Here is a 13,738-nt window from a genome sequence, read left to right as displayed (position 1 = left end):
GGGGAGCTTGCGGCGGCTCACGGCGCTCTCCCCTTCAGACCGAAGAAGGTCCAGCCGTTCCACCTCGTGCCGGTGATGTGGCGCGCGATTGCCGACAAGGAACGATACGGTCGACCCTCGTACTCGAAGTCATCCAGGCGCACCGTCACCACATGCTCGATGCCTTGCCACTCGCGTAGCAGGCGCGTCCCCGGCAGCGGGCGGCTGTCCGCCCTGATCCGCCGCAGCACCACGTTGCCGCCGTCGAGCTGCTCGCCGAGCGCCTCGAGCCGGGCGCGCGTCTCGGGCTTCAGACCGCCATAGGCCAGTTCCTGGATCCGGTAGGCGAGCCGGCTCTGCAGGTAGGCGCGGTTGAACGACGGCGGCTCCTTGCCGAACAGCGCGCGCCACTGCTGCTTCAGCTCGTCGATCGGCGCCGTCTGCAGCGCCGCGAGCCGCGGCAGAACCTGCGCCGGCGGGATGGCGGGGAACACCGGTGCAGCCGTCTCGGCCTGCGGCGCCGGGGTCTTCGATCGTCGCGTCATGCGTCCTCCGTCTCTTCGGGGTTCGCATGACGGCGCTGGCGGGGAGTCGCGGGTAGCGAACTCTCTCCGCACTCCCGAGGCTCCGGGTCGATCGCGGCGATGCTGCGGCTCCTGAGCCGCACGATCCCGCGCGCCAGGATCTGACAGACCTCGCGCAGGTGGGGCGGGAGATGGTGGTTGATCGCGGCGATCGCCGTCGGCCTCGGCATGGCGCCACGATGACCATGCCACATCGATCACGGAAGCGCGCTGCGCCGGACAAGCGTGCCCGCGCGCAAACAAAGGTGCCAATACGCGTTGCTGCGGCAACGAGTTCACTGGCGCACGATCCACAGGGCGATGAGGCCGATGGTCGCATCGCACGCGCAGTCCTCTCGACAAGAGGATCCAGCATCGGCGAGTTCACGCCTTGACGCGTCATTGGCCTGCCGTTACGTGGGCACGTCAGCACATGGACCCGGGAATGAAGGCGGCAGAGAAGTTCGGCGCGATGATTCGTCGCTATCGCGAGGCGCGGGAGATCAGCCTGCGCGAGATGGCGTCGCTGCTCGCGGTCAGCCCGGCGTTTCTGTCCAAGGTCGAGCGCGACGAGGCGCCGCCACCGGGCGAGGAGAACATCAAGCAGATCGCCCGGGTGCTCGAGCTCGACCCGGACGTGCTGCTGGCGCGCGCGGGCAAGATCTCCTCGGACCTGTCCGAGATCATCCGCCGTCGACCGGCAGAAACCGCGGCTTTGCTGCGGCTGACGAAGAGGCTTGATCGGGACCGGCTGGTTCGGGTTATCAAGGCGGCCCACCGAGTGTCCAAGGCCTGACCGCACCCTATCCCCCACACCGAAGAGACTCATACTGATGGATCGTCGCTGCCGCACGCGGCATCGAAGGGTGGCCTGCGCGTCTCTTCGGCCTGACGCACGCACCGTGCAGCTGTGGCAAATCGGCACCATCCCGACGGCGCCACACGGTATCGATGTTCTGTCACATTGACGCCCGACGGTTGAGCGCACGAGAGGCTTTACAATCGTCGCCGAGTTTGCTGGCATGCGCGCCGCGCCGGTCGGGTGGCGCAGGAGGAAGGTTCCAACATGATCGCACCGACGACGTTCACCGAGCCGATCGCGCTCGACCCATTCAGCGCGATGTGCGCCAGGCTGCAGGAATTGCTGCGCGACGGCCTGCGTCACGGCTTCTTCGAGTACAGCATTTCGTGTGAGACCGGACCGAACAAGCGGCGCTTCGTGATGATCCGCGCCGGCAAGTCAGAGCGGTTCGTGATTCCCGAGGAGGCCCTGACCTAGTCAGGCTCCGACGTGTGGGTGATCCCTGTGATTGGGACGCCCTGGTAGCAACGACGAACGCCCAACCGCTATCGGTGTGATTCCGAAGCTCACGGGCAGGGACGCGGTCCAGCGGCAAGCTGGCCGTGGCTTCTGTGGTGATGCTTCGCGCTGTGCTTCGCTCATGCGGCGACGCCCTGCGACCGACTCACGCCGAGTGCGGTTGGGCTCCTTTTTCGTGTGGTGATCCGCAGTCGGCGGGCGGCCGCACATTGCCGCTTAACGCTGCGGAGGTCCGGCGATGACGGACCGCCCGGCGCATCTGAACCAGGTGCAGCTCGCGCGCCGGTGGCACCTGAGCCCGCGCACGCTGGAGCGCTGGCGTTGGCTCGGCCAGGGTCCGGCGTTCCTGAAGCTCGGCGGGCGGATCGTCTACCGGCTCGATGACATCGAAGCGTTCGAACGCGCGCAGCTGCGCACGCCTCCGAGCACCGCGGAGGTGCCCGCATGAGGCTCGCGATCCTTCGCCGTCTGGCGGATGCCAACGCCCTCACCGACTGGCTGGTCGATGCCGCCCCGGGCGCACGCGCGATCTACCATGAGGGCCACCTCGCGGGCGACCTCTCCCCCTTCAACCGGACGCTGTCCTCCGAGCAGCGGAGCGAGCTCGCCATGCTCGCCAGCGCGGCGTGGCGGCTCTGCGAGCGCGACCTCGTCCATCTCGTGCAGCAGCGCATCGCCGCGGGCGCCTGCGCATACCTCGTGATCGCCCGACCGCGGGCGGCCCTGCGCATCCATGGTGTTCCCGTGCGCACGTCGCCGATCCCGGTGGCTCGCGATACCCCCTCATCGTCGCTGAACAGGAGCTGCGCATGACGGCATTGTCCAACCGTCCGACGCTGGAGAGCATCCGACACACCGCCGTTGGCGACCTGCTCACCTTGCCCGCGGAGCATCTGGCGCTGTTGCAGAAGGATGCGCGCGAGGCGGTCGATGCGGCGAAGCGGACGCAGGACTGGATCGAGGGCGTGATCGCGCGGCGCTACGCGGACCGTGCCGCCGAGGCACGGCGCGCGGCCGGCAAGGACACCGGCACGATCCGGCTGCAGGACGGCGAGGTCGAGATCCTCGCCGAGCTGCCGAAGAAGGTCGAGTGGGATCAGGCGCAGCTCGCCGCGCTGGTCGAGCGCATCCGCGCGAGCGGCGAGGATCCGGCCGAGTACGTCGAGCTCAGCTACCGCGTCTCCGAGCGCGCCTACGTCGCCTGGCCCGAGCGCATCCGCAGCGCGTTCGAGCCCGCGCGCACCGTCCGCACCGGCAAGCCCAGCTTCCGGCTGAGCATCCTTTCCGAAGTCGAGCGCCGGGATAGTCCGCACGCGCTCACTGCCCAGGGAGAACACTGATGATCGAGCGCAACGTCACCGCCCACGAGCGCGTTGCCGGGCCGCGGGGCGTCAAGGTCCGCATCGACGGCAAGCGCGGCATCGGCAAGACCTCGCAGATCTGGGAACTGCCCGCCGACGACAGGCTGTTCGTCGGCCGCAAGGACCCGACGGGCGCGGAGCACGGTGAGCAGAGCAGCCCGGTCCCGCCGCTCACCGAGGGGCCGCGCTGATGGCGCTGCGCATCATCACGGCCGATGAGCGGCTGGCGGAGCCGCGCGGCATCAAGGCGTGCATCTTCGGCAAGAGCGGGGTCGGCAAGACCTCGCTGCTGTGGACGATGCCTGACGAGACCACGCTGTTCATCGACCTCGAGGCCGGCGATCTCGCGGTGCAGGGCTGGCCCGGCGCGTCGATCCGGCCGCGCACCTGGGAGGAGTGCCGCGACCTCGCGCTGTTCCTGGCCGGGCCGAACCCGGCGCTGCGCGACGAGCAGGCCTACTCCACCGCGCAGCACGCGCGCGTGGTGCGGGAATACGGCGATCCGGAGAGCCTCGGCCGGTACGCGACGATCTTCGTCGACAGCATCACCGTGGCGGGGCGGCTCTGCTTCCAGTGGTGCCGCGGCCAGCCGGAGGCGTTCAGCGAGCGCACCGGCAAGCCGGATATCCGCGGTGCCTACGGCCTGCATGGGCGCGAGATGATCGCGTGGCTGACGCATCTGCAGCACGCGCGCGGCCGCAACGTGATCTTCGTCGGCATCCTCGACGAGCGTCTCGACGACTTCAATCGGCGCGTGTTCAGCCCGCAGATCGACGGCAGCAAGACCGGGCTCGAGCTGCCCGGCATCGTCGATCAGGTGATCACCATGGCGGCGATCGAGCCGGAGCCTGCGGGCAGCGAGTCGGCGGCGCCCCAGCGGATGCTCGTGTGCCAGACGCTGAACCCGTGGGGCTATCCGGCGAAGGACCGCTCCGGCCGCCTGGACATGCTCGAACCGCCGCATCTCGGCCGGCTGTTCGCGAAGATCGCGGGGCCCGTGCGCCCGATCGCGGAGCGGCTGCTGCTCGGGCCCCCTCCGCCGGCACAGCCGATCCCCGTGACCACCCAGACCCCCTGAGCAGAGGAGACGTTGATGACTGCCTGGAACGACTACAACGACGCGCGGCAGAACCCGAACCTGATCCCGAAGGGCACGCTCGCCAAGGTGCATCTCTCGATCCGCCCCGGCGGGTTCGACGATCCGAGCCAGGGCTGGACCGGTGGCTTGGCGACGCGCAGCAGCAGCGGCGCGGTCTACCTGAACGGCGAGTTCACCGTCCTCGAAGGTCCCTACGCCAAGCGCAAGGTGTTCACCCTGATCGGGCTCTACAGCCCGAAGGGACCGGATTGGGCCGGCATGGGGCGCAGCCTGATCCGCGGCATGCTGAACTCGGCGCGCGGCATCTCCAACCGCGACGTCTCTCCGCAGGCGCAGGCGGCGCGGCGGATCAACAGCTTCGCCGAGCTCGACGGTCTCGAGTTCGTCGCCCGCATCGACATCGGCACCGACACCAACGGCGAGGAGAAGAACGAGATCCGCGGTGCGGTGACGCCCGACCACAAGGAGTACGCGCGGCTCATGGGGCGGCACGCCGTGCCGGCCGGGTTCGCACCGCAGCCGGGATATCCGCCGCCAGTCGTGCCTGGAGCGTTCCCGCAGGCGGCACCCGCGACGCCCGCTTCGTTCCCGCCCGTGACACCGGTGGCGCCGCAGGCCGCGTTCCCACCGGCCGCACCGCCTGCCGCCCCGGCCGCGTTCCCGCCGCCCGCGGGCGCGGATCCGCGTCCGAGCTGGGCGCGCTGAGGGAGCAGCGTTCGCGCCATGATGCTGCGACCCCGCCAGACGCTGTTCGTCGAGCGCAGCCTCGCTGCGCTCGACACCCACGGCAACACGCTCGGCGTCGCCCCGACCGGGTCGGGGAAGACGATCATGCTGTCCGCGGTGGTGCGGGAGCGTCTGGCGGGGAGCGCGGCCAAGGCGGCGGTGCTGGCGCATCGCGACGAGCTGACGGCCCAGAATCGGACGAAGTTCGGCCGTGTCGCGCCCGGGATCACCACCTCGGTCGTGGATGCGTCGGCCAAGCGGTGGGACGGCCAGGTCACCTTCGCGATGGTGCCGACGCTGGCGCGACCGGCCAACCTGGATGCGATGCCGGCGCTCGACCTCCTGGTGGTGGACGAGGCGCATCACGCGGTCGCGGACAGCTACCGTCGGATCATCGACCGCGCGCTCGAGCGCAATCCCCGGTGCCAGGTGCTCGGCGTCACGGCGACGCCGAACCGCGGCGACCGCCACGGCCTGCGCGCGGTGTTCTCGAACGTGGCGGATCAGATCCGGCTCGGCGAGCTGATCCGCTCCGGCCACCTGGTGCCGCCGCGCAGCTTCGTGATCGACGTGGGCGTGCAGGAGGAGCTGCGCGCGGTGCGCCGGGCCGGCGACGACTTCGACATGACCCAGGTGGCGCAGGTGATGGATCGCGCGCCGGTCACCGAGGCGGTGATCCGGCATTGGCGCGAGCGGGCGGGCGAGCGCCAGACCGTGGTGTTCTGCTCGACCGTCGAGCACGCAAGGCATGTCACCGCGGCGTTCAACGCGGCGAACGTGGCCGCGGTGCTGGTGACGGGGGAGATGCCGGAGGCGGAGCGGCGCGCGGCGCTGCGCGCCTATGCCGCCGGCGAGGCGCAGGTGGTGGTCAACGTCGCGGTGCTCACCGAGGGCTGGGATCACCCGCCGACCTCCTGTGTGGTGCTGCTGCGGCCGAGCTCGTTCAAGTCGACGATGATCCAGATGGTCGGGCGCGGCCTGCGCACGGTCGATCCCGGCGAGTTCCCGGGCGTGGTGAAGCGCGACTGCATCGTGCTGGACTTCGGCACGTCCTCGCTCATTCACGGCAGCCTGGAGCAGGACGTCGATCTCGATAGCGAGCCCGGCGAGGGCCCCGCGCCGACCAAGACCTGCCCGTCCTGCGAGGCCGAGATCCCGATCTCGGCGATGGAGTGCCCGCTCTGCGGCCATGTGTTCGAGCCGCGCGACCGCGCGGGCCCGCTCTCGGACTTCGTCATGACCGAGATCGACCTGTTGCGGCGGTCGAGCTTCCAGTGGTGCGACCTGTTCGGCGACGATGCGGCACGGATCGCCAACGGCTTCCATGCCTGGGGCGGGATCTTCTTCCTCGACGGCGACTGGCATGCGGTCGGCGGCGGCAAGGACCTGCCGACGAAGCTGCTGGCGATCGGCGAGCGCCTGGTTTGCCTGGCGGCCGCCGATGACTGGCTGAACGAGCACGAGACCGACGAGAGCGCGCACAAGAGCAGGCGCTGGCTGCGTGAGCCGCCGAGCGAGCGCCAGCTCGCCTTCCTGCCGCCGGAGTACCGCAGCGACTTCTCGTTGACGCGCTACCAGGCCTCGGCCCTGCTGACGTTCCGGTTCAACCGGAATGCCATCCGCAGTCTGGTGCGGCATGCACGCGCCGGCGCCCTGCCGGAGGCAGCGTGATGCATGGCCCCGGAACCGCCCTGCGCCGTCTGCCGCCGTGCCGCGCGCGGCTTCCTCTGGTTCGATCCGACGCGCCGCGTGCCACCGCGACCGTCGGCGTGGTTCTGCGGCATGCCGTGCCAGCACCTCTGGACGCGGCTCGCGGCGCGGAGTGCCCCGGGCGTGGTTGACCTGACCGAGCAGGAGCGCGCGGCGATCCGCGCGGCGGTGCGTCCGCTCGCCGAGGTGATGGGCGAGATCGGCTGGGGCACGCGGCTCCAGGATCTCACCGAGCCGCAGGTGCTGACGCTGATCGAGGTCGCGGTGGACGCCTTCCAGGACGCCATGCGTGCGCTCGCCGAGAAAGCGGTTCAGGACGAGGTGCCCTTCTGATGTTGGACTTCAACAGCCGCAGCGCCACGGCCCTGCACGTGAACGCGGCGATCGACGCGGGACTCGAGGCGCAGCATGCGGCGAGCGCACCGCGCGCCTATCTCGGCGGCTCGCGGCTCGGTCATGCCTGCGAGCGGGCGTTGCAGTTCGAGTTCCTCGATGCGCCGAAGGACGTCGGCGCGGGGTTCGAGGGCCGCACCTTGCGCATCTTCGCAATCGGTCATGCGCTGGAGGACCTCGCGGTTGCCTGGCTGCGCGCTGCCGGGTTCGCGCTCTACACACGGCGCGGCAACCAGCCGGATGGCGAGCAGTTCGGCTTCTCGGTCGCGGGCGGGCGCATCCGCGGCCACGTCGACGGCATTCTCGCCGGCGGCCCGCCGATCCCCGGCCTCGCGTTCCCGGCACTCTGGGAGTGCAAGACCATGAACGCGCGGACCTGGCGCGAGACCGCGGCCAAGGGCGTGCTCGCCACCAGGCCGGTCTACGCGGCGCAGATCGCGGTCTACCAGGCCTATATGGATGCGGCCGTGCCGGGCGTGGCCGACCATCCGACGCTGTTCACCGCCATCAACAAGGACACGGCCGAGCTGCACCACGAGCTGGTGCCGTTCGATGCCGCACTCGCGCAGCGCATGAGCGATCGCGCGGTGCGGGTGCTGCGCGCCTGCGAGGCGGGCGATCTGCTGCCGCGCGTGGCGCTCTCGCGTGACCATCAGGACTGCCGCCAGTGCGCCTGGGCGCAGCGGTGCTGGGGCCTGCCGGGATGACGCCCTGGGGCGACTTCAACGACGCGGCGATCCTGGAAGACGACGAGCCTGCTCCGGCCGCGGTCGACATCGCCGCGATCGCGCTCTTCCTCGACGTGGTGTTCGGCTACTGCGAGGGACTGATCCCGGTCCGCGGTTTCGTCGACCAGGGCCAGGGGCTGGACACGCGGCCGCACAACATCTGGATCCCTGCCGACACCTCGGCGCCGCAGCTGCTCGCGACCTATGCCAGCTGGGCGGCGCGCGAGGGCTGCGCGGTCTACGTCATCCCCGGCACCGTCGCCGAGCACGGCCAGGCGCGCGCCGAGCACGTGCAGCAGATCCAGACCGTGGTGGTCGATCTCGACGCCGGCGACATCGCGGCCAAGCTGGATCACCTGGTCCGGCATCTCGGCGCGCCGAGCCTGCTGGTCGAGAGCGGCGGGCGCACCGCGGAGGGCGTGGCCAAGCTGCACGCGTGGTGGCGGCTGACCGAGCCGGCCGAGGGGCACGACGTCGCGCGCGTCGCGGCGTTGCGCGGCGAGATCGCCGACAAGGTCGGCGCCGATCCGCATTTCCGCTCCGCGCACCAGCCGATCCGCGTGCCTGGCACGGTGTACCGCAAGCACGGCGCGGCGCGGCTCGTCGCCATCCGCAGCTGCGATCCGCGCCGCGAGGTCGATCTCGCCGAGTTCGCCGAGGCGGTCGCGGTGATGCCCGCCATGCCCGGCATCGATCCGGCCAGCGCGGCGACGCCGCTGCGCGACCGGCCGAGCCTCGATGCCGTGCTCACCACGCCGGTGCGCGAGGGCGCGCAGGACGGCTGGACGCGCTTCCAGGGTGCCAGTGCGGCGATCGGCCACTTCGTGCGCATGGTGCATGACGGACGCATCAGCGCCGAGGAGGGCTGGGAGGCGATCTGCGGCTACAACGCTGGCTGCCTGCGCCCGCCCTGGTCGGTCGAGCGGCTGCGCGCGGAGGCCGAGCGACTCTGGGCGCTGCATCTCGAGCGCAACGGCCCGCCGCTGCTGCGCGCCGACGCCCCTGTGGCCAGCGTCCCCGCCCACACGCTCGGCGCCCTGCTCGACGACACCTCGCCGATGCCCGACGACCTGATCGGACCGCGCGTGCTCACGCCCGGCGGCATGCTGGTGCTGGGCGGCGCGCCCAAGGTCGGCAAATCCGACTTCCTGATCAACCTGCTTGTGCACGCCGCCGCCGGCGCACCGTTCCTGCGCTTCACCGCGCCCAGGGCGCTCCGCGTGTTCTATCTGCAGGCGGAGATCCAGTACCACTACCTGCGCGAGCGGCTGCAGCAGCTCCGGCTCGACCCCGCGGTGATCGCGCGTGCCCGCGACACCCTCGTCGTGACGCCGAAGCTCCGGCTGCTGCTCGACGAGCAGGGCGTGGCACTGGTCGCTGCCGCGATCCGCCAGGCCTTCCCCGACACGGGCCCGGACGTGATCTGTATCGATCCGATCCGCAACCTGTTCGACGGTGGCCCCGGCGGCGAGGGCGAGAACGACAACGCCGCGATGCTGTTCTTCCTGCAGAGCCGCGTCGAGGCCCTGCGCGACATGATCGCCCCCGAGGCGGGTGTGATCCTCGCCCACCACACCAAGAAGCTCAGCAAGCAGCAGGTGAAGGACGATCCGTTCCTCTCGCTCTCCGGCGCGAGCGCGCTGCGCGGCTTCTACACCGCGGGGATGATCCTGTTCCGCCCCGACGAGGAACGCAGCGAGCGCGAGCTCCATCTCGAGCTGCGCAACGGCCCCGCCCTCGCGCCTCTGCTGATCGACAAGCGTGGCGGGCGCTGGATCGAGCTCGATCGGAAGGGCGAGCGGCTGGTGCGCGAGCAGATCGGCCGCAAGCTCGATGCAGAGCGGGCGCGCCGCCACGACGTCATCCTGCGGCTCATCGCCGAGGAGGCGGAAGCGGGGCGTCTCTGCACGACCAACGCGTTCGCCGCGAAGTTCGAGAACAAGCGCGGCCTCGGCGGCAGGGACACCATCCGCGATCGGATCGGCGTGCTCGCCACCAAGGGCTACATCAAGTTCCGCCGCGACGCGCGCGATCTCGGCCACCCCTACACCAGCTCGAAGAATGGCTACCTGGTCGTGCAGGACATGCTCCTGGCCACGGGCGAGGACGCGGTCGATCCAGAGACCGGCGAGATCGTTCCCGTCATGGTCCGCGTATTGCCGAGCCATTTTCGCTGCCCGCGCAGCGAGGCGCTGCTGGAGGTCGAGAACCCCGAGGTCTGGGTGCTGCACGATCCCGAGGAGGCTTCGTGATGCCCGATCTCGGTACGTCAGCATTCCGAAACTGCTCCCGAATCTGGGCAATTTCGGTCCGAAACTGCCCCCACGTCGAAACTGCCAAACTGTTTTTCCGCAATCAGATCAATGGGTTGCGAGCGAAAGCAGTTTCGCGTAACGAATCTGCCGAAACTGCTCCCGAATCTGCTTTTTCCCCTGCCAAATCAATGACTTGGAGCAGTTTGGCAGTTTCGGTTTTGCGCCACCCCCCTACGGGGGGTGTGCGTGCGCGCCTCAGCGGCGCGCGCACACCGCACCCTGGGCGTAGGGGGCGGGTCCGTGATCCGCCTGATCCACCACACCCCACCCAGCCGGGCAGCGACGGCGAGCTCCGCCAAGAACCGCGCCGTCGCCGCCCTCACCACGAGCATCCCCTCTCGGAGACCATCATGGCTCTCGCGACTCTGACTCCGCCCGCGCCCGACGCAAGCGGCGGCATCATCGCGCCGCTCCCTGTCGCCCTCGCGCACCGCGCCGTGCTTGCGCTCGACCTCGGCACCACCACCGGCTGGGCCCTGCGCTCGCGCGACGGCGGCATCACCTCTGGCACCATGATCTTCAAGCCCAGCCGGTTCGAAGGCGGCGGCATGCGCTACCTGCGCTTCCAGCACTGGCTTGGCGAGATCGCCTGGCTCGCCCACGGCCTCGAGCGTGTGGTGTTCGAGGAAGTGCGCGCCCATGCGGGAACCGACGCCGGACACATCTATGGCGGTTTCCTCGGCCTCCTCACCGCGTGGTGCGAGCAGCGCGCCGTGCCCTACGAGGGTGTCCCGGTCGGCACGATCAAGCGCTTCGCCACTGGCAAGGGTAACGCCGACAAGGCGGCGATGATCGCGGCCATCCGCGCCCGCGGCTTCGCTCCCGTCGACGACAACGAGGCCGACGCGATCGCGCTGCTGCTCTGGGCCACCGAAGGCCAGGGAGGGCACGCCTGATGCTCCCCGGTTCTCCGATGCCGCCGCGGTCGTGCCTGCATCGTGCGACGAGCCCGACCACCTCGGCGGAGCTCGATGCGCTACGCCGGCGGGTCTGGCGCGAGCAGGGTGTGGTCTCGCTCGCGATCGACGACGTCACCGATCCCTGGCTGCGCCAGGCGCTCATCAACGAAGCAACCAGGCGCTGGGGTGCGCGCGGAGGTCGGCATGGCGCGTAAGCAGAAGCACGCCGCACGCCCGGCGCGTCTGGACGAGCCGACGACGTGGCGGCTGCAGCACGGCGCGGTGACCGAGCCGCAGCGCATCGCCGATCCCGAGACCGGCACGCCCGTCGCCGTGCGGCGCACGATCGACACGCTCGGCCAGATGCTGGGCAACGCGACCATCACGCCGGAGATGCACGAGGCCGGCTCGATCTTCCGCACCCAGTTCCGGATCGCCTCGCTCGATCCGTTGCGGGCGCGCTCGCTGATCCGCCTGCCCGGCAGCACCGGCGACAGCGTCACCGAGCACCAGGCGGCGGCACGCCAGCGCGTTGCCCGTGCCCTCGCCGCGCTGGGCGGCGCCGGCAGTCCGGCGGGCTCGTGTGTCTGGCACGTGGTCGGCTGCGAGGCCTCGGTGCGCGAGTGGGCGATGCGCCAGGGCTGGGGCGGCCGGCCCGTCCCCACCTCGCAGGCGCAGGGCATGCTCGTCGCCGCGCTGGCCGTGCTGGCCGCGCACTACAGACTCACGCGTCGCGTCACGCGCGCAGAAGAAGGAAGCGGAGCGAAAGAATGTCGTGTTGCCGAGTGAAACTCACATCTCGTACCCTGTCGCTACTCGGTGAAGATGCGCCTGCGGACCATCGGATCGAGTCCGGAACACGGATGAGCGTAGTCCCGCGTGTTGGATCGGAAACGATCGGTCGGCGGAAAGCCGCAGAAACCTTGGACACTTGGGGATACGGAACGAGCGGCGAGAGACGATAGCGTAACGGACGGCTCGGAAAGCCGCAGAAAACATGGTTCCTTCTGGCGCCGTTCCTTATGCCGGGGGCGGGCGCGCCGGACCGGCCTAGCGCCAGGCCGAAAATGAGGTTGCCAGTTGCCAGGGTCCGAAGCGACTGCCAACGCAAAACCGGCGGAAATCCGCCGATCTCGAACAGCGACCCCTGGCAACCGTGCCCGCCAGGTTGCCACCATGAGGCATCTCGGGATGGCAACCTGCTAGGATGCAGGCTCCGCTGCCGATCTTTCGGCGCGGGTTCGCGCATCTCCAGGAAGGGAGGCTTGGTGATGGCGGTGCCCTGGGTCTGCATCGGGCCGAACGTGCCGCTCTGGATCCTGCGAGCCCAGATCGTCGGCGTGCTCGACCCGGAGGAGGCCTATCCACGGCGGCGGATCGATGCGATCGACTTCGTGGTCGACGGCTTCGTGGTCTCTGGCGCGCGCCTGCGTGGGGTTGGCGCCGCCGTGCGCGAGGGGCGCATCGGTGTCCGGGTGGGCTCCACCGGGCCGCATTTCGGTGCAGCGTACAGCCGAGGCCCGAACCGACATTTCACCTTCGGCGCGTACGACTTCCAACCGAACGACGGCTGGCGGTCAGTCGTTGTGCACGAGGCGGTGCACGCCAGCTTCGATCTCGCGAATGAGCGGCCGCCCAATGAGATCGATGAGGCGGCAGCCTATCTTGGCGAGACCGTTTGGTTCCGGGCGGGAGGGCTTGCGCGCAGCGTCACCGCCCCTGCTGCCGCGGCCGCGATTTACGGGGCTGCCAACGAGATCGTGGCGCGGCTGAACCTGCATGCGTCGCGGGGCCAGCGGCTTTTGCGCAGCCAGGTGCAGGAGCTGATCGCGGCGATCAACGCGCATCCTGGGTACTCGCCGTCGCAACCTCCCTGAGCGCGTCTGTCCCTGGCTCTCGGGGCGGTCAGTCCTCCCCACGGGCCCGAGAACGAATCTTCGCCGACCGCACCACCGCCGCCCACGGGTGGCGGTCATTTTGCGTTGTGGGGGCTAAGCCGCGGTGTCGCTGATGAACCCGGCCTGACCGACGCGGTTGCCGTCGTTGTCGTGCAGCGGGCGCGGCCAGGCACCGGCGAAGCGAAGCCGATCCATCTCGTCGGCAAGTCAGCGCGGGAAGCGCCGATCCAACTCGCGCGATGCGAGACGCCACGCGGTGGCGTAGTCGATGGTGACCTCGCCGAGGATCGCGGTCGCGACGTGCTCGATGGTGCGGTCGTCGCTCAGGCGGAGCCTGAGCGCCTCGTCCATCGCCGCCGCCAGGATGCCATCCTCCGCGGGCGTCAGGGCCGGTCTGCGGTTCGCCATCGCCGTCACTCCCGACCCGACGCCTGCGCGCGCAGGGCGTCGAGCGCACGCCGCGCCGCCTTGACCTTGCGCGCCGCCGGGATCCAGCCGTCCTCGACCGATCGCAGCAGGGCCTCGATCGCTGCCAGAGCCTCGGCGGTGTCGGGGGTGGGAGGCGTGTTCTTCGTGCGGTCCGTCATGGTCATCTCCATCGTCGTGACGGGACGACCATTCGCGCTGGTGCGCGCGTGAGCCAAGTTGAGTGCGCGATCATAACAGTGCGTTCTCGTCGAACGCAGCACCGCCGCCCACGATGCGCGAGCGGCGGCGTGAATGCGGCGGATCAGGCCTCGGGCGGC

Annotated in this window: 19 protein-coding genes; 16 read left to right on the top strand and 3 right to left on the bottom strand. The window is 70.1% G+C overall.

Annotated elements, in window-relative coordinates; translation table 11 throughout:
• Positions 1 to 17 precede the first annotated feature (17 nt).
• Positions 18 to 524: a DUF2924 domain-containing protein gene (locus tag ACTIFU_RS18015; RefSeq protein WP_439579705.1), complete on the bottom strand. Its 507-nt coding sequence runs from the start codon at positions 522 to 524 to the stop codon at positions 18 to 20.
• Between the two features lie 463 nt (positions 525 to 987).
• On the opposite strand from ACTIFU_RS18015, the gene ACTIFU_RS18010 reads away from it, so the two are divergent.
• The 16 genes from ACTIFU_RS18010 (at position 988) to ACTIFU_RS17935 (ending at position 12,971) form a co-directional block, all read left to right on the top strand.
• Positions 988 to 1,338 carry a helix-turn-helix domain-containing protein gene (locus ACTIFU_RS18010; RefSeq protein WP_439579704.1) on the top strand — a complete coding sequence of 117 codons (351 nt, stop codon included), beginning with the start codon at positions 988 to 990 and terminating at the stop codon, positions 1,336 to 1,338.
• Between the two features lie 270 nt (positions 1,339 to 1,608).
• Complete coding sequence (locus tag ACTIFU_RS18005) at positions 1,609 to 1,821, top strand: hypothetical protein (RefSeq protein WP_439579703.1); 213 nt, start codon at positions 1,609 to 1,611, stop codon at positions 1,819 to 1,821.
• Positions 1,822 to 2,101: 280 nt separating this feature from the next.
• Entirely contained in the window at positions 2,102 to 2,311 is a 210-nt protein-coding gene (locus ACTIFU_RS18000) for a helix-turn-helix transcriptional regulator (RefSeq protein ID WP_439579702.1), read from the top strand.
• Entirely contained in the window at positions 2,308 to 2,676 is a 369-nt protein-coding gene (locus ACTIFU_RS17995; RefSeq protein WP_439579701.1) for a hypothetical protein, read from the top strand. Before ACTIFU_RS18000 ends, ACTIFU_RS17995 begins: the two co-directional genes overlap by 4 nt.
• On the top strand, positions 2,673 to 3,203 hold the full coding sequence (locus ACTIFU_RS17990; RefSeq protein ID WP_439579700.1) for a hypothetical protein: 531 nt from the start codon (positions 2,673 to 2,675) through the stop codon (positions 3,201 to 3,203). Before ACTIFU_RS17995 ends, ACTIFU_RS17990 begins: the two co-directional genes overlap by 4 nt.
• Positions 3,203 to 3,415 carry a hypothetical protein gene (locus ACTIFU_RS17985; RefSeq protein ID WP_439579699.1) on the top strand — a complete coding sequence of 71 codons (213 nt, stop codon included), beginning with the start codon at positions 3,203 to 3,205 and terminating at the stop codon, positions 3,413 to 3,415. Before ACTIFU_RS17990 ends, ACTIFU_RS17985 begins: the two co-directional genes overlap by 1 nt.
• Positions 3,415 to 4,302 (top strand): ATP-binding protein, encoded by an 888-nt coding sequence (locus ACTIFU_RS17980; RefSeq protein WP_439579698.1) that lies wholly within the window; start codon positions 3,415 to 3,417, stop codon positions 4,300 to 4,302. The genes ACTIFU_RS17985 and ACTIFU_RS17980 overlap by 1 nt, the downstream gene beginning before the upstream one ends.
• Before the next feature lie 15 nt (positions 4,303 to 4,317).
• The gene (locus tag ACTIFU_RS17975) at positions 4,318 to 5,028 is read left to right on the top strand and encodes a hypothetical protein (protein ID WP_439579697.1); all 711 of its coding nucleotides are present in this window, start codon (positions 4,318 to 4,320) and stop codon (positions 5,026 to 5,028) included.
• Positions 5,029 to 5,046: 18 nt separating this feature from the next.
• Complete coding sequence (locus ACTIFU_RS17970; RefSeq protein ID WP_439579696.1) at positions 5,047 to 6,720, top strand: DEAD/DEAH box helicase; 1,674 nt, start codon at positions 5,047 to 5,049, stop codon at positions 6,718 to 6,720.
• A 3-nt stretch (positions 6,721 to 6,723) separates the two neighbouring features.
• Positions 6,724 to 7,092 (top strand): DUF6511 domain-containing protein, encoded by a 369-nt coding sequence (locus ACTIFU_RS17965; protein WP_439579695.1) that lies wholly within the window; start codon positions 6,724 to 6,726, stop codon positions 7,090 to 7,092.
• Positions 7,092 to 7,859 carry a hypothetical protein gene (locus tag ACTIFU_RS17960; protein WP_439579694.1) on the top strand — a complete coding sequence of 256 codons (768 nt, stop codon included), beginning with the start codon at positions 7,092 to 7,094 and terminating at the stop codon, positions 7,857 to 7,859. The genes ACTIFU_RS17965 and ACTIFU_RS17960 overlap by 1 nt, the downstream gene beginning before the upstream one ends.
• Entirely contained in the window at positions 7,820 to 10,132 is a 2,313-nt protein-coding gene (locus tag ACTIFU_RS17955) for an AAA family ATPase (protein ID WP_439579693.1), read from the top strand. The genes ACTIFU_RS17960 and ACTIFU_RS17955 overlap by 40 nt, the downstream gene beginning before the upstream one ends.
• A 413-nt stretch (positions 10,133 to 10,545) precedes the next feature.
• Positions 10,546 to 11,091: a hypothetical protein gene (locus ACTIFU_RS17950; RefSeq protein WP_439579692.1), complete on the top strand. Its 546-nt coding sequence runs from the start codon at positions 10,546 to 10,548 to the stop codon at positions 11,089 to 11,091.
• The gene (locus tag ACTIFU_RS17945) at positions 11,091 to 11,309 is read left to right on the top strand and encodes a hypothetical protein (RefSeq protein ID WP_439579691.1); all 219 of its coding nucleotides are present in this window, start codon (positions 11,091 to 11,093) and stop codon (positions 11,307 to 11,309) included. Before ACTIFU_RS17950 ends, ACTIFU_RS17945 begins: the two co-directional genes overlap by 1 nt.
• Positions 11,299 to 11,883: a DUF6456 domain-containing protein gene (locus ACTIFU_RS17940; RefSeq protein WP_439579690.1), complete on the top strand. Its 585-nt coding sequence runs from the start codon at positions 11,299 to 11,301 to the stop codon at positions 11,881 to 11,883. Before ACTIFU_RS17945 ends, ACTIFU_RS17940 begins: the two co-directional genes overlap by 11 nt.
• Positions 11,884 to 12,359: 476 nt before the next feature.
• Positions 12,360 to 12,971, top strand: a complete 612-nt coding sequence (locus ACTIFU_RS17935; protein WP_439579689.1) for a hypothetical protein — start codon at positions 12,360 to 12,362, stop codon at positions 12,969 to 12,971.
• Positions 12,972 to 13,199: 228 nt separating this feature from the next.
• Here ACTIFU_RS17935 and ACTIFU_RS17930 read toward each other — a convergent pair whose 3' ends face one another.
• The gene (locus ACTIFU_RS17930; protein WP_439579688.1) at positions 13,200 to 13,400 is read right to left on the bottom strand and encodes a hypothetical protein; all 201 of its coding nucleotides are present in this window, start codon (positions 13,398 to 13,400) and stop codon (positions 13,200 to 13,202) included.
• A gap of 5 nt (positions 13,401 to 13,405) precedes the next feature.
• Positions 13,406 to 13,738 (bottom strand): hypothetical protein (locus ACTIFU_RS17925; protein ID WP_439579687.1); only part of this gene is annotated, 333 nt, incomplete at its 5' end.

Source organism: Elioraea sp., assembly GCF_051860475.1.
In the GTDB taxonomy this organism is placed as follows: Bacteria; Pseudomonadota; Alphaproteobacteria; order Acetobacterales; family Acetobacteraceae; genus Elioraea.
The sequence above is the reverse complement of the archived record's forward strand: the minus strand, read 5'-3'. Positions and strand labels throughout refer to the sequence as shown.

Bases quoted from the DNA above. Each gene is read 5' to 3' on its own strand.
- ACTIFU_RS18015 (WP_439579705.1), bottom strand. From the start codon at position 524: ATGACGCGACGATCGAAGACCCCGGCGCCGCAGGCCGAGACGGCTGCA.
- ACTIFU_RS18010 (WP_439579704.1), top strand. From the start codon at position 988: ATGAAGGCGGCAGAGAAGTTCGGCGCGATGATTCGTCGCTATCGCGAG.
- ACTIFU_RS18005 (WP_439579703.1), top strand. From the start codon at position 1,609: ATGATCGCACCGACGACGTTCACCGAGCCGATCGCGCTCGACCCATTC.
- ACTIFU_RS18000 (WP_439579702.1), top strand. From the start codon at position 2,102: ATGACGGACCGCCCGGCGCATCTGAACCAGGTGCAGCTCGCGCGCCGG.
- ACTIFU_RS17995 (WP_439579701.1), top strand. From the start codon at position 2,308: ATGAGGCTCGCGATCCTTCGCCGTCTGGCGGATGCCAACGCCCTCACC.
- ACTIFU_RS17990 (WP_439579700.1), top strand. From the start codon at position 2,673: ATGACGGCATTGTCCAACCGTCCGACGCTGGAGAGCATCCGACACACC.
- ACTIFU_RS17985 (WP_439579699.1), top strand. From the start codon at position 3,203: ATGATCGAGCGCAACGTCACCGCCCACGAGCGCGTTGCCGGGCCGCGG.
- ACTIFU_RS17980 (WP_439579698.1), top strand. From the start codon at position 3,415: ATGGCGCTGCGCATCATCACGGCCGATGAGCGGCTGGCGGAGCCGCGC.
- ACTIFU_RS17975 (WP_439579697.1), top strand. From the start codon at position 4,318: ATGACTGCCTGGAACGACTACAACGACGCGCGGCAGAACCCGAACCTG.
- ACTIFU_RS17970 (WP_439579696.1), top strand. From the start codon at position 5,047: ATGATGCTGCGACCCCGCCAGACGCTGTTCGTCGAGCGCAGCCTCGCT.
- ACTIFU_RS17965 (WP_439579695.1), top strand. From the start codon at position 6,724: ATGGCCCCGGAACCGCCCTGCGCCGTCTGCCGCCGTGCCGCGCGCGGC.
- ACTIFU_RS17960 (WP_439579694.1), top strand. From the start codon at position 7,092: ATGTTGGACTTCAACAGCCGCAGCGCCACGGCCCTGCACGTGAACGCG.
- ACTIFU_RS17950 (WP_439579692.1), top strand. From the start codon at position 10,546: ATGGCTCTCGCGACTCTGACTCCGCCCGCGCCCGACGCAAGCGGCGGC.
- ACTIFU_RS17945 (WP_439579691.1), top strand. From the start codon at position 11,091: ATGCTCCCCGGTTCTCCGATGCCGCCGCGGTCGTGCCTGCATCGTGCG.
- ACTIFU_RS17940 (WP_439579690.1), top strand. From the start codon at position 11,299: ATGGCGCGTAAGCAGAAGCACGCCGCACGCCCGGCGCGTCTGGACGAG.
- ACTIFU_RS17930 (WP_439579688.1), bottom strand. From the start codon at position 13,400: ATGGCGAACCGCAGACCGGCCCTGACGCCCGCGGAGGATGGCATCCTG.